The sequence below is a fragment of the Hymenobacter jejuensis genome, from assembly GCF_006337165.1.
In the GTDB taxonomy this organism is placed as follows: Bacteria; Bacteroidota; Bacteroidia; order Cytophagales; family Hymenobacteraceae; genus Hymenobacter; species Hymenobacter jejuensis.
This window is the reverse complement of the sequence record NZ_CP040896.1, coordinates 1,289,311-1,302,724: the sequence shown is the minus strand read 5'-3', so window position 1 is coordinate 1,302,724 and position 13,414 is coordinate 1,289,311. Positions and strand designations below refer to the sequence as shown.

The 13,414-nt window shown below is 53.3% G+C and carries 12 protein-coding genes; 7 read left to right on the top strand and 5 right to left on the bottom strand.

What is annotated here, in order from left to right; genetic code table 11:
* Positions 1 to 20 precede the first annotated feature (20 nt).
* The 5 genes from FHG12_RS05175 to FHG12_RS05155 all read left to right on the top strand — a co-directional run bounded on the left by FHG12_RS05175 (position 21) and on the right by FHG12_RS05155 (position 8,501).
* Positions 21 to 2,759: a TonB-dependent receptor gene (locus tag FHG12_RS05175; RefSeq protein WP_230471298.1), complete on the top strand. Its 2,739-nt coding sequence runs from the start codon at positions 21 to 23 to the stop codon at positions 2,757 to 2,759.
* Entirely contained in the window at positions 2,760 to 3,944 is a 1,185-nt protein-coding gene (locus tag FHG12_RS05170) for a DUF4249 domain-containing protein (RefSeq protein ID WP_139514714.1), read from the top strand. It begins immediately after the preceding gene.
* Between the two features lie 39 nt (positions 3,945 to 3,983).
* Positions 3,984 to 5,174, top strand: coding sequence for a DUF4249 domain-containing protein (locus FHG12_RS05165; protein WP_139514713.1), 1,191 nt, complete (start codon positions 3,984 to 3,986; stop codon positions 5,172 to 5,174).
* An 81-nt stretch (positions 5,175 to 5,255) separates the two neighbouring features.
* The gene (locus FHG12_RS05160; protein WP_139514712.1) at positions 5,256 to 7,664 is read left to right on the top strand and encodes a hypothetical protein; all 2,409 of its coding nucleotides are present in this window, start codon (positions 5,256 to 5,258) and stop codon (positions 7,662 to 7,664) included.
* A gap of 93 nt (positions 7,665 to 7,757) precedes the next feature.
* A complete protein-coding gene (locus tag FHG12_RS05155; RefSeq protein ID WP_139514711.1) occupies positions 7,758 to 8,501 on the top strand; it encodes a DUF72 domain-containing protein in 744 nt (247 codons plus the stop codon).
* Positions 8,502 to 8,506: 5 nt separating this feature from the next.
* Here the strand turns inward: FHG12_RS05155 and FHG12_RS05150 are convergent, their stop codons facing one another.
* Together FHG12_RS05150 and FHG12_RS05145 are read right to left on the bottom strand one after the other, a co-directional pair.
* The gene (locus FHG12_RS05150; RefSeq protein WP_139514710.1) at positions 8,507 to 9,058 is read right to left on the bottom strand and encodes a hypothetical protein; all 552 of its coding nucleotides are present in this window, start codon (positions 9,056 to 9,058) and stop codon (positions 8,507 to 8,509) included.
* A 100-nt stretch (positions 9,059 to 9,158) separates the two neighbouring features.
* A complete protein-coding gene (locus tag FHG12_RS05145; protein WP_139514709.1) occupies positions 9,159 to 9,386 on the bottom strand; it encodes a hypothetical protein in 228 nt (75 codons plus the stop codon).
* Between the two features lie 277 nt (positions 9,387 to 9,663).
* Between FHG12_RS05145 and FHG12_RS05140 the strand changes: the two genes are divergently transcribed.
* Positions 9,664 to 10,404, top strand: a complete 741-nt coding sequence (locus tag FHG12_RS05140; RefSeq protein ID WP_139514708.1) for a DUF72 domain-containing protein — start codon at positions 9,664 to 9,666, stop codon at positions 10,402 to 10,404.
* 44 nt (positions 10,405 to 10,448) lie between these two features.
* On the top strand, positions 10,449 to 11,492 hold the full coding sequence (locus FHG12_RS05135; protein WP_139514707.1) for a ferredoxin--NADP reductase: 1,044 nt from the start codon (positions 10,449 to 10,451) through the stop codon (positions 11,490 to 11,492).
* 134 nt (positions 11,493 to 11,626) lie between these two features.
* Here FHG12_RS05135 and FHG12_RS05130 read toward each other — a convergent pair whose 3' ends face one another.
* Genes FHG12_RS05130 through FHG12_RS05120 form a run of 3 tightly spaced genes read right to left on the bottom strand, consistent with a single transcriptional unit; the run spans position 11,627 to position 13,315 of the window.
* Complete coding sequence (locus tag FHG12_RS05130) at positions 11,627 to 12,022, bottom strand: OsmC family protein (protein ID WP_139514706.1); 396 nt, start codon at positions 12,020 to 12,022, stop codon at positions 11,627 to 11,629.
* A 4-nt stretch (positions 12,023 to 12,026) separates the two neighbouring features.
* Positions 12,027 to 12,737 (bottom strand): pirin family protein, encoded by a 711-nt coding sequence (locus tag FHG12_RS05125; RefSeq protein ID WP_139514705.1) that lies wholly within the window; start codon positions 12,735 to 12,737, stop codon positions 12,027 to 12,029.
* Entirely contained in the window at positions 12,734 to 13,315 is a 582-nt protein-coding gene (locus FHG12_RS05120) for a nitroreductase family protein (protein ID WP_139514704.1), read from the bottom strand. Before FHG12_RS05120 ends, FHG12_RS05125 begins: the two co-directional genes overlap by 4 nt.
* Positions 13,316 to 13,414 lie beyond the last annotated feature (99 nt).

Here is a 13,414-nt window from a genome sequence, read left to right as displayed (position 1 = left end):
GTATACTTCTGATATTCTTGATGTTATGTGCTGTATCTTCCGGTTATGCGCAAAACGCCACGCCGCCGGTAATCAGCGGAATATTTGAGAGGGCCACTTTTGAGCATTTTGCCAAAGCCATAGAGTCGAAGTCGAAGTATCGCTTTTACTTTAATCCGGCGGCCGTTGACAGCTTATCCATCACGACGGAAGTGCGGGAGCGGCCATTGCCGGAAGTGCTGGATTTGGTATTCAAGGGCACGAAGCTGCATTACGCTATCGATGGCGAAGGGCGCGTGTACATCACCTCGGGCCTCCGGTTGGAATCGGAGTTGCCGGCTGACTATTTCCGGCCGGGCGATGAGGAAAAAGTTGCTGTCGTTGACAATGCCAACGACGACGCGGCCAACCGCAAATCGCGCTCTGCGGCGGCGCTGCAACTGAAAGTATACGAAATCAGTGGTGGCCGTGGGGCTACGGCCAACGGCAACGTCACGCTGGTCGGGCACGTTCGGGAGCTGAAATCGGGCGAGGCCGTGATCGGCGCTTCGGTGTACATCGAGTCGCCATCCATCGGCACGGCCACCGATCAGTTTGGGTACTACTCGCTGACGTTGCCCGTGGGCCGGCACGAACTGAAAATTAGGGGTGTGGGCATCAAAAATACACGGCGCCAAGTGGTGTTGCGCACCGACGGAAAGCTGGACGTAGAGGTCGAAGAAGACATCACTACGCTGAAGGAAGTGGTGATTGAGGCCGAGAAAGACAAAAACGTGGCGGGCCTGCAAATGGGGCTGGAGCGGCTCGACATCAAAACCATGAAGCAGGTGCCCACCGCCTTCGGCGAAACGGACATTTTGCGCGTGGTGCTGACCTTGCCCGGCGTCAAGTCGGTAGGCGAGGGCAGTACCGGGATGAACGTGCGCGGCGGGGGCACGGACCAAAACCTGATCCTGTTTAATGATGCGACCGTCTACAACCCCTCGCACTTGTTCGGCTTTTTCTCGGCCTTTAACCCCGACATCCTCAAAACCGTCGAGCTATACAAAGGAACAATTCCAGCGCGCTACGGCGGGCGCTTGTCGTCGGTGCTGGACATTGCCACGCGCGACGGCAACAAAAAGCAGTTCGCTGGCTCGGGCGGTATCGGATTGCTAACCAGTCGATTAGCACTTGAGGGCCCGATCGTGAAGGACAAAAGCTCTTTTATCATCAGTGGGCGGACCAGCTACTCCGACTGGTTGCTGCACCTGCTGTCGAATAGCAAGCTGAAGCAAAGCGCCGCCGCTTTCTATGATCTTAACGCGCACATTAGCAATGAGATAGATGATAAGAACTCCGTGTACCTTACCGGGTACCGGAGCCGCGATAGGTTTAAGCTGGCCAGCGATAGCGTGTACCAATACGAGAACACCAACGCCAGCGCGAAGTGGAAGCACAATTTCAACAACCGCCTTTACGGGGTCCTGACCGGCGCTTTCAGCCAATACAGCTACAACATTTCCAGTCAGGATAACCCAATCACCAACGCGCGACTTAAGTACGACATCCGGCAGGTGAATGCGCAGGCCGATTTTAGCTACCTGCCCAGCGCCAAGCACAGCATCGACTTTGGCGTAAGCTCCATTCTGTACAACGTCTCGCCCGGCACGTTTGCGCCCTCCAGCGACGAATCGCTGATTGTTCCCGACGCGTTGGCCCGCGAAAAAGCGGTCGAAAGTGCCGTGTATGCTTCCGATCTCATTACGGTTACGCCCCGCTTGGCCGTTTCCATCGGGCTGCGTTACTCGCTCTTTAATGCCTTGGGACCCAGAGATGTATACCAATACCTAGGAGGCGTGTCTAAATCGGTGAATACCATCACCGACACGCTGCACTACCAGAAAGGCAAAGCGCTCGCCACGTACCATGGCCCGGAATACCGCTTATCGGCCAAGTATTCGCTTTCCGACAACTCCTCGATGAAGGTGAGCTTCAACCGGCTGCGCCAATACATTCACATGCTATCGAATACGGCCTCGATGTCGCCGACGGATAGCTGGAAATTGAGCGATGCCAACATTCGGCCGCAGGTTGGCGACCAGATTTCGGTGGGGTATTACCGCAATTTCAAAAGCAACACCATCGAAACGTCCGTGGAAACCTACTACAAGGTGATGCACGACTTCCTGGATTACAAAGGCGGCGCGACGTTGCTCCTGAATCACCACATCGAAACCGATGTAATTAACGCGGAAGGCAAGGCGTACGGCGTAGAAGTAATGGTGAAAAAGCTGACGGGCAAAATCAACGGCTGGGTGAGCTATACTTATTCGCGCTCGCTGGTGCAAGTCAACGTGGCTACCACCAGCGACATGATCAACGGCGGCCGGTTTTACCCGAGCAATTTCGACAAGCCCCACGACGTCACGCTGATTGGTAATTACCGCTTCAGTCGGCGCTTTAGCACTTCGCTTAATTTTAATTACAGCACGGGTCGGCCCATTACGCTGCCGCTGGCCAAATACGTCACGGCCAACTCGACGCGAGTGCTGTATTCCGATCGCAATGAGTACCGCGTGCCCGATTATTACCGCGCCGACTTTGCGCTGAATTTCGAGGGCAACCACAAAGTGAAGAAGCTGGCGCACGGCTCCTGGACGCTGTCTGTCTACAATCTGACGGGCCGCAAGAATCCGTATTCAATTTATTTCAAATCGGAAAATGGCCAGATCAAAGGCTATAAGCTCTCCATTTTTGGGCGGCCAATTCCTACTATCACCTACAACTTCAAATTCTAGATGGGCTACTTTTCGCTTCTGCTGCGCCCGGCTAGTCTTTGGTGGGCGTTGCTTTTATTGGCGCTGGCAAGTTGCATCGACCGCTTCGAGCCGACCGTACTCAACGCTTCCGTTGGCTATTTGGTCGTAGATGGGAGCATTAACCTCAATGGAGTAAGCACTGTTCGGCTCTCGCGCACGCAGAATCTGAGTAGCAAAGACGCCCCGCCGGCCGAAACCAAAGCCAGCGTATTTATTGAGCAAGAGGGCGGCCTGCGCTTTCCGCTGCTCGAAACGGCGCCGGGGGTGTACGCTTCCCAAGCGCTAAACCTGGTTCCGGGTAAGCGTTATCGTCTCTTTTTTCGGACTCAGAAGCAGCAGGATTTTGCCTCCGATTTTGTAGAGGCCAAAACTACACCGGCCATCGATTCGGTGACGTGGCAGGCCGGAGCGCAAGGCTTGCAATTTTATGTGGATGCCCACGACGCTGCCAACAACACCCGCTATTACCGCTGGGACTTTGAGGAAACCTGGGAATTTACTTCCGCCTACGTTTCCGGAGTTGAGTACCGCAACGGCCAGCTTACTTCCCGCACCGGCGAGGACATTTTTCACTGCTGGCGGACGGAGAAATCGACGGCCATTAAATTGGGCAGCACCGCGAAGCTCGGGCAAGATGTGATTGCTCACCAACCGCTCACGCTTTTGCCGCCTACTTCAGAAAAATTGGGGCAAAAATACAGCCTGTTGGTGCGGCAGTACGCGCTGACGGCGGCGGAGTTTGCCTACTGGGAGCTGCTGCAAAAGAACACGGAAAGCCTGGGCACCCTGTTCGACCCCTTGCCCAGCCAGCTGGTGGGCAACGTGCACGCCCTCTCGGATGCCAGCGAAACGGTCATCGGCTTTGTGGGCGTGCAGTCGGTCACCGAAAAGCGCATTTTCGTCGATTATGGCCAATTGCCCCGTACCTGGGTTTTTCAGACCGGCTACGAAAAGTGCGTTCCGCCCGACACCATCCCCGGCCCGCATGACCTCAAAAAGCCGCCGCTGCCGCTCGTAATCGAGTTTTTCAAGAGCGGCGTCTTCCTCCCAATTGAAGAAATACAGATCGGGACGGACCCCACTAAGTATTACCTCTACTCATCGGCCGAGTGCGTGGACTGCCGCAAGCGCGGCACCAACAAGCGACCGGCTTTTTGGCAATAAGCCTATTTATAAATACTCGATAATTAATTACTTATATAAATGCACGCAAATTCATTGATCGACTTACTACGTGGGGTATGGCGTCGGCGGGCCTTGCTGCCGGTGTTGTTGCTGGCGAGTTGCATTGACCGCTTCGAGCCAAAAGTTGCCCAGAAATCAGTTGGGTATTTAGTAATAGACGGTGCGATCAACGCAGCCGGGGTGAGTACAATTCGTCTCTCGCGCACGCAAAACCTCGGCAACAAAACGGCGCCGCCAGCGGAAATCAAAGCCAATGTGTTCATCGAGCAGGAAGCAGGAACGCGCTACCCCTTAGCCGAAACTGCCCCCGGTACTTATACATCGGCCGTGCTGACGCTTTCTCCCGACAAGCGGTATCGCCTGTTTGTGCGCAGCAGCGGGCAGCGGGAGTACGCCTCGGACTTTGTGCAGGCCAAAATCACGCCGGCCATCGACTCGGTAACGTGGCAGATCAGCGACAAAGGGCTGCAATTTTATGTGAATGCCCACGACGATGCCAACAACACCCGCTATTACCGCTGGGACTACGAAGAAACCTGGGATTTTAATTCTGCTTTTCGCGCCCAGATAGAATTACGCAACAACCGCCTTCAGCTGCTTACCGAAGACATTAATCACTGCTGGGCCACGGCCCGCGCGCCGTCCATCAAGCTGAGCAGCACCATAAAACTTACGCAGGACGTCGTAACGCACTACCCGCTGACCTTACTGCCCAGCAACTCCACGAAGCTGCAAGTGAAATACAGCCTGTTGGTGCGGCAGTACGCGCTGACGGCGGCGGAGTTTGCCTACTGGGAGCTGCTGCAAAAAAACACGGAAAGCCTGGGCACCCTGTTCGACCCTTTGCCCAGCCAGCTGGTGGGCAACGTGCACGCCCTCTCGGATGCCAGCGAAACGGTCATCGGCTTTGTGGGCGTGCAGTCGGTGACGGAGCAACGCCTCTTTATCGATCGCAACCGCGACCTGCCGCACACCAATGCTTGGCTCCCTGTTACTGGCTACGAAAGCTGCGTCCGCGTGGATACTATCCTCGTCCGGAACCCCACCGGCCCGCAGGACCCACGGTATATTAGCTATTTCAAGGACAATCCTTTTGCGCCCATTGAATTTATTGATTCGCGTACCAAACCTGCCTATTCCTACTCCACCGCCGAGTGCGTAGACTGCCGCAAGCGCGGCACCAACAAGCAGCCGGATTTTTGGAAATAGATAATTATCTGAACTACAGTAAGTTGCAAAAGCGTGACAAGCGTCTGCAGGCATTTCTTTTCTTCCTCCCGCTACTTTCAAATGAAGACATACAGGGCGCTTTTGTTTTTCGGTTTGGCTTGGGTACTGAGCTTGGGAAGTACGTACGGGCAGGCAACGGATTCGCTGGCCAGCTTACGCAAGCGATTTGATGCCTACAGCCAGCAGACGCTCCAAGAAAAGCTCTACGTGCACACCGACCGGCCTTTTTACGTGAGCGGTGAGATCCTGTGGTTTAAGCTAAATGCCGTCGATGGCACGCATCACAAGCCTTTGGCAATGAGCAAAGTAGCCTACGTGGAACTCCTTGATAAAGAACACAATCCGGTATTGCAGGCGAAAATCAATTTGCAACATGCCGCCGGCAATGGCTCGTGGCAACTGCCGGCTTCTTTGGTTTCCGGCAATTATGTGTTGCGGGCCTACACCAATTGGATGAAAAACTTTAGCCCCGATTTTTATTCGTCCATTCCCGTAACCATTATTAATACGCGCCGCAATCTGGCTCAAAAAGCAAGCAAGGATTCGGCGGCAGTAGACGTACAGTTTTTCCCCGAAGGTGGTAATCTGGTAAAGGGAATGGCGAGCAAAGTCGCCTTCAAAATCACCAACAGAGCCGGCAAAGGCGTAGCGACCGAAGGCACGGTGCGCAACCCGCAGGGCGTGGTGGTAAGCCAGTTTAAAACGCTGAAATTCGGCATCGGGAATTTCACTTTCACGCCGGACCAGGAAGGAGTAGCTTACACAGCCTCAATCAAATTACTGGGTGGGCAAGTAGTTACCCGAAAGCTGCCCGCCGCGCATGAATACGGCTACACACTGCATCTGGAAGACATCAGTCCAGGCCAGCTCCGGCTAACTGTCGCGTCGAATATTGCTGAAAAGTCGGCGGAAGACGTGTTTTTGGTGGGGCACTCGGGCCAACAGATTTCCGTATCGGCTGCTACTCGCCTTGCGGGCGGGCGCGGCGAATTTGTGGTTGAGAAAAAAAACCTGGCGGACGGAATTTCGCATTTCACCATTTTCAACAGTCGCAAACAGCCGCTGAGCGAGCGCCTGTATTTTCAGCGCCCAAAGCCCCAACTGCTCATTGCTGCCACTGCCGATAAGCAGCAGTACGGTATCCGCGAAAAAGTAGTATTGCAGCTGTCAACGACCTCTTTCACTGAGAAAGCCACGCCCGCCGACATGTCGTTGGCGGTGTATCGACTGGACTCTTTAACAACCGTTCCCGGCCTCGATGTAAACAGCTTTCTATGGCTGACTTCCAACCTGAAAGGCACGGTTGAAAACCCTAATTATTATTTTACAAGCACTAGCCCTGAAATAATAGAAGCGTCAGATAATCTGATGCTTACGCATGGCTGGAGCCGATTCCTTTGGACGGATGTATTCTCGAATAAAGCGCCGCACTTCGAATTTGCCCCCGAAATAAATGGCCACGTTGTTGAAGGCCGGGTGGTGAACGGCCATACCGGTGCGCCTGCGCCGAAAGTCGGCGCTTATTTGGCTAGCCCAAGCCGGCTTATTCGGATGTACAACGCGACGAGCGATCAGAATGGCCGAGTCCGGTTTGAAACACGCGATTTCTTCGGCTCTAAAGAATTGGTGCTGCAAACCAATACCCAGCGCGACAGCCTCTACCGTGTTGAAATCATCAACCCATTTTCCGTAAAATACACGGCCTCGGCCGTGCCACCGCTGGTTTTTTCGGAATCTTTTCGCACCGAGCTTGGCAAGCGCAGTCTTCAGATGCAGGTCCAGAATGCGTATTTCCGCAAGCAGCTGACGATGCACCGGCTCCCCGCCGCCGACAGCACCGCCTTCTACGGCAAGCCCGACGAAACCTATAAACTCGACGACTACACTCGTTTTAAAGTGCTGGAAGAAGTAATGCGCGAATACGTGCCCGGCGTGCAGGTGCGACTGCGCAACGACGGCTTTCATTTTATGGTACTTGACAACATTCGGCACGTCATTCTGAACGAAAACCCGATGGTATTGCTGGACGGGGTGCCGGTATTCGACGTCAACAAGATCATGGCCATGGACCCGCTGAAAATTCAGAAGCTGGATGTAATTACCAGCCGGTATTTTCAGGGTTCTATGATTTACGATGGCTTGGTGAGCTACACTACTTACAAGGGCGATCTGGCTGGTTTTGAGCTTAATCCGCATGCGTTGGTGCAGGAATACGAGGGCATGCAATGGCAGCGCGAATTCTATGCGCCGCGCTACGAAACGGCGGCGGAAAAGCAAAGCCGCCTGCCCGACGCGCGCACCCTGCTCTACTGGAACCCCAACGTAGCCACTTCAGCAGATGGCAAAAAAAGCCTGGAGTTTTATACCTCCGATCATGCCGGAAAATATCTGGTTGTGATTCAGGGACTTGCGGATAATGGCTTGGTGGGCAGCCGCCGATTTACGTTTGAGGTAAAGCAGCCTTTGTAACGAACAGCCCGAGATCAGAGCACCATTCCAGAGCCTGTCCGTGGTGGGGGTACTTTCGTAGAAGCTTGTAGTTTGTTTACTGAACCCGCTTTTATGCCTGTTACCTACATTGGCTGCTCCGGCTTTTCTTACCGCGATTGGAAGGGCGTATTGTATCCGGAGGGGTTGCCGCCGCGCAAATGGTTTGAGTATTACACGCAGCAGTTCAACACGTTGGAACTGAACGTGACCTTCTACCGAATGCCGGAACTGGCGACTTTTGAGGGCTGGTACACGAAAAGTCCGGCCGAGTACCGCTTTGCGGTGAAAGCACCGCGCCTCGTGACGCACTACAAGAAATTCAATGCGGAAGCCCAGGCTGTTCTAGCCGATTTTTACGGCACGGTGCAGGAAGGGCTACGCGAAAAACTGGGCCCGGTGCTGTTTCAGCTACCGCCCAAAGCGGCTTACACCGAAGAACTGCTCCAACGCATTCTCGACAGCTTTGATCCCGCATTTAATAATGTACTGGAATTTCGGCACCCCACTTGGTGGGAAGGCGAGGTATACCGCGAATTGGCCCGCCACCGCGTTGCCTTTGTGGGGCAGAGCCACCCGCAGCCCCTTCCCGACGAAGTAATTGCTAATACCGACGTGCTGTATTATCGCTTCCACGGCGTGCCGGAGTTGTACACAACGCCCTACAGCGCTGAGTTTTTGCAACGAATTGCCGACGAAATTCAGTCCGCGCCACACGTGAAAGAAGTGTATTTATACTTCAATAACGGCATCGGCGGCGCGGCCGTCAACAATGCCCGGACGATGCAACAATTACTAACGGTCAAGAGAAAATCGTAGATCCGTTATGGATTAAGCCGTTCCAGCAAGGCGTACATCAGGTGATAGAGTTGCTGTAAATCGGCGGCTTCGACTATGCCTTCGTCTTTGCTGAAGCGCAGGACAATATCCGTTTCCGAGTGATGCGTCTCGGGCGCCAGCGTCAGCTCAAAGCCTTTGTGATTCAGCAGAATAGCGCGCAGGTTGCCATCGGCAAACAGCGTGTGTAGCGTTGCGGGCTCGTTGGTTTTGATGATAAAAGCTTCGTCGAAATCCGGGTAACCGATTTCAATGTCTTCCAGCCCCAGCAATTTGCCCAACTCACTCACCCAATCCTGCTCGTGAATGGCAAATCGCAGCGCTACGTCATCCGACACGCGCGCCGTAAGCGTGGTGCTTTCAAACCCGCTCTCGAAGCCGCCGCCCAAATCAATGTCGATATCCAGCAGAATCTGTTGCTTTCCCTGGTTTAGCTGCGCAGAGTACTCATAAATCTCGCCTTGCAGGGCCATGTCGGCGGTTACTTGCTGCCATATTTCGGCTTCGCTGTTGGCTGTAAAAATGCGCGGATTTTCCATTGAGTGAATTGAATTCGGAGAGAATATTCGGCTGGTACGCGGCGGCTAGCGCGTCATTAAGTTTACGCAAAAGAAAATACGGCGCGGCTGTAAGCTGGCGCTACATGGCCACATCAATTTCGTCGGCTTTGGCATACGCGTACGGCGCCGAATGCGCTGCCGGATCGAAAGGGCGCAGCACATAATCATAGCCCGGCGGTACGGAAACAGCGTCGCCCTCGGGGCTTGTGTGCGCCTGCGATTTGGTAGCAACTACTTCAAATACAGCGTCTTCTTGCTGCTTCAGCACGACGCTGTCGCCCACAGTGAATTTCTTTATGGATGTCATTTTTTGTGGCTTTGGGGTGGCGGAATGCACCCGCGCTGGCTGCATCTGCTCCTTATACGACGAAGCGTAAAACAGAAAACGAAAACTGGCAGGCGAAAAGATTATCTACGCTGGAAAGCCACGGCATGTTAAATGGGCAGGTATTTATATTTGATTAATAATCAATTGCTTATGTAAGATCTGTTGCGCCATATCCTGCTCATCTGCTTCTGAATTAAATAGCCGGCTGCCAAGAAATACCCGTATAGAGGTAAGCTCGCAAACGTCTCTTAGCTGTATGAAATCCTGGTTTATTGGGTGTTCCGGTTTTCATTATCGCCATTGGAAAGAAACGTTCTATCCCAAGGGCTTGCCACAGCGCAAGTGGTTCGATTACTACAGCGAGCACTTTAAAACGCTTGAGCTTAATGTTACTTTTTATCGGTTTCCGCAGCTTTCTTTTCTGGAAAATTGGTACCAAAAAAGCCCATCCGATTTCTGCTTTTCGGTAAAAGCGCCGCGCCTGATTACGCATTACAAACAATTCAACGAATCTAGGCAGCTGCTTGCTGATTTTTATGGCACCATTGCCGAGGGCTTGCAGGAAAAACTCGGGTGTATATTATTTCAGTTGCCACCCAAAACCACATTCACCGAAGAACGCCTGCAAAAGATTATTGATAATTTAGATCCAGCCTATCAGAACGTGCTGGAATTTCGCCACGTTAGTTGGTGGAACGAAGTAGTGTACAACACATTCGCACAGCATAAAATCACTTTCTGTGGCATGAGCCACCCCGATCTGCCCACGAATATAATTCACAATACCTCGGTGCTGTATTACCGCTTGCACGGCGTGCCGCAGCTCTACAAATCGCCTTATTCGGAGGAAGAATTGGTGCGAATTGCCGACGAAATAAACGGCGCTCCTGATGTGCAGCAAGCCTATATTTATTTTAACAACGATATAGACGCCTCAGCCATTGGCAATGCCCGGCAAATGCAGGAATATTGCCTCGGCCAGTTGGCGTTACACTAGCAGCGTAGTTTTCATAAAATAGCTTGCTATATAATGCATTGATAATGAATGATTTATATAATAAGCTAACGATAAGCAAGATTAAACGCGAACTGGCGGATGTAAAAACCTTTTATTTCGAGGAACCGGATGCACAACAGATATACTATGAGCCGGGACAGTACCTGACGTTTGTGTTGCAAACTGCTACGCAGGAAATTCGGCGGTCGTATTCCATTATTTCGGCTCCCGTTTTGGGCGAGCCTCTGGCCATCGGGGTGAAAAGAATTCCTAACGGAGCATTTTCGCGCTACTTAATTGACCAAGCTCAACCCGGAGACCAATTGCTGACCATCGGCGCCGCCGGGTTTTTCACCTTGCCGCCTGACATTGATGCTTATCAGCAGGTATTTTTTCTGGCGGCAGGTAGCGGCATTACGCCGGTATTTTCGTTGCTCAAAACGGTGCTATACGCGCATCCAACGTTGCGTGCGGTACTTATTTACAGCAACCGCTCACGCGAGGAAACCATTTTTCACGCGGAGCTTGACCAATTAGCGTCCAAATTTCCGCAACGGCTGCGCATCGAATATTTGTACAGCAATAACGCCGTGTTGGCGCAGGCGCGTTTGTACAAAGATTTGCTGAAATCATTTATTGCAAAACTCGGCGTTGCTCCACGCGAAAAAACGCTGGCCTATCTGTGCGGTCCCACGGAATATATGCGCATGTGCGTGTACGGCCTGCGGGAAGCCGGCGTGCCTTTTGAAAATATTAAGCGCGAGAATTTTAGTACGGATACGCTCGTAATTCCTAAAATACAACCTCCAGATACAGAGGTACATACAGTAACTGTGCATCTGCGCAAACAGAAGCTTGAATTTCAGGTGCAGTACCCGAATACGATTCTGCAAGCGGCCAAAAAGCACGGAATTAATCTGCCTTATAGCTGCGAAACCGGCCGCTGCGGTAGTTGCGTAGCCCGGTGTACGGCTGGCCAGGTTTGGATGTCCTACAACGAAGTGCTAACCGAAAAAGACCTTGCCAAGAAGCTGGCCTTGACGTGCGTAGGATACCCAATAAACGGGGATGTGTGGCTTGAAATATAAAAGCCAGTTTTGAAGAGGCTCTTTAGGAAGCCTAAGGCGCTGATTGGAAAATAAGACAGCTTCAAAAGCTATTTCCACAAAAAGGCCTTCTCTTCGGAAGGCCTTTTTGTGGAAATAAGGGAATAGCAGAGCGGCTATACAAGCTCTGTATCGATGGCTACTGACGCCGTGAGCGCTTTATGTACGGGGCAGGCATTCGCGACTTGCAGCAGCCGTTGGCGCTGCTCTTCGGACAGGTCGCCGTCGAGGCGCAGGTGGCGGGTAAGGTGTGTAACCACGTGCTGCGCATTGCGCTCGAAACTCACCGTTGTATCAATTCCGCGCAGGGGCCATTGCTTACGGGCGGCGTACATGCGCACCGTGATGCACGTGCAAGCGCCCAGCGACGAAGCCAGTAGCTCGGCCGGCGCCATGCCCGCGTTTTGGCCGCCGTTGTCGGTCGGTTCATCGGCTAGCAGCTGGTGGCCGCTGTCAGAGCTTATCTCAGTACGGAAATGCTCGGCACCACTGTGCGCCGTGATTGTGGGCATGGGGCTAGTGATTAATAGGCGCTTCGATCAGAATAAAGCGAGCTTCCGACGGGCACTCGATGTTAATGGTGTCAGTTTCCCAGATGCCAATGCTGTCGCGCTTGGCCAGTGCTTGCCCGTTTACAAGCAGCTCGCCCGTAATCACAAACACAAACACAAGCTTGTTCAAGGGGCTAAAACCGTACGTGAGCGTCTGCCCGGCATCGAAATAACCCAGGGAAAGCCGGGCATTCTGGTTAATCCAGCAATGCGCCGTGCCCTCTTCGTTGCTGACGATGGTCGTAAGCTGGTTTTTGCGCTTGGCCTCTGGGAAGCTGCGACGTTGGTAGCGCGGCGTAACGTTCTGCAACTTGGGCTCAATCCAGATTTGGAGGAAATTGACCTCGTCGTCGCCGATGTTGTGCTCCTCGTGACGCAGGCCGCTGCCCGCACTCATAATTTGCACGCCGTCGGTGGTCACTTCTTCCTTGTAGCCGAGGCTGTCGATGTGGTTCATCCGGCCGCCCAGCATCACGGAAATGATTTCCATGTTGGCATGCGCGTGCAAGCCAAAGCCGTTGCCGGGCTTCACAAAGTCGTCGTTGAACACCCGCAACAACCCAAAGCCGTTGCGTTCGGGGTTGGCGTAACTGCTGAAGCTAAACGTGAAGTTGCTCTGGAGCCAGCCGATGTCCTTGAGGCCCCGTTCGTTGGCTCGGGTGATGCGGTGGTTCATTCGGTGGGCAATTGCTGGTGAAAGACGAATTCAGAAAGGGGTTTGCGTTGGCGCTCGGCCTTTTCCCGGCTTCGGAAAGGCTCGTCCAGTTGGTCGATCTCACCCTGATAGCCCAAAGCAATCATTACTGCTGGTTGCAGATTATCAGGCAGGTGGAAAAGTTCAATGGCTTTGGCCCGGTCGAAGCCGCCCATAAAGTGGCCGTGCAGGCCCAAGGCCGTCGCTTCCAAAATCAAGTTGCCGTTGGCAAGGCCCAAATCGTGTAGGGCTGCGCCGTTGGGCGTGCCGTTGTCATAATGGGTTTTGGCCAGCGCCAGTATCAGCACGGCCGCATCTTTGGCCCAAGGGCGATTGCCGGGCATCAGGCATTCCACCATTTTGCCGAAGGCTTCGGTGTTGGCATGGTGGGCGTAGATGTAGCGCCAAGGCTGCTCGTTCATGGCGCTGGCGGCCCAAGAAGCAGCTTCGAATACCTGATTTAGGGTTTCGGGCGCTACGGGATAGCTGGCAAAAGAACGCGGGCTCCAGCGGTTGCGAATGAGCTCGTGAATAGGATAAACAACAGGGGTGTGTTTCATGTGCAAAGTGCTCCGGCGCGGCCTGCATCCCATGACGGAACTGCTGGCCGCGCCGAAGTCAGTGAAGCTGAAAAATAAAGAACTACAAGTCTACCGTAT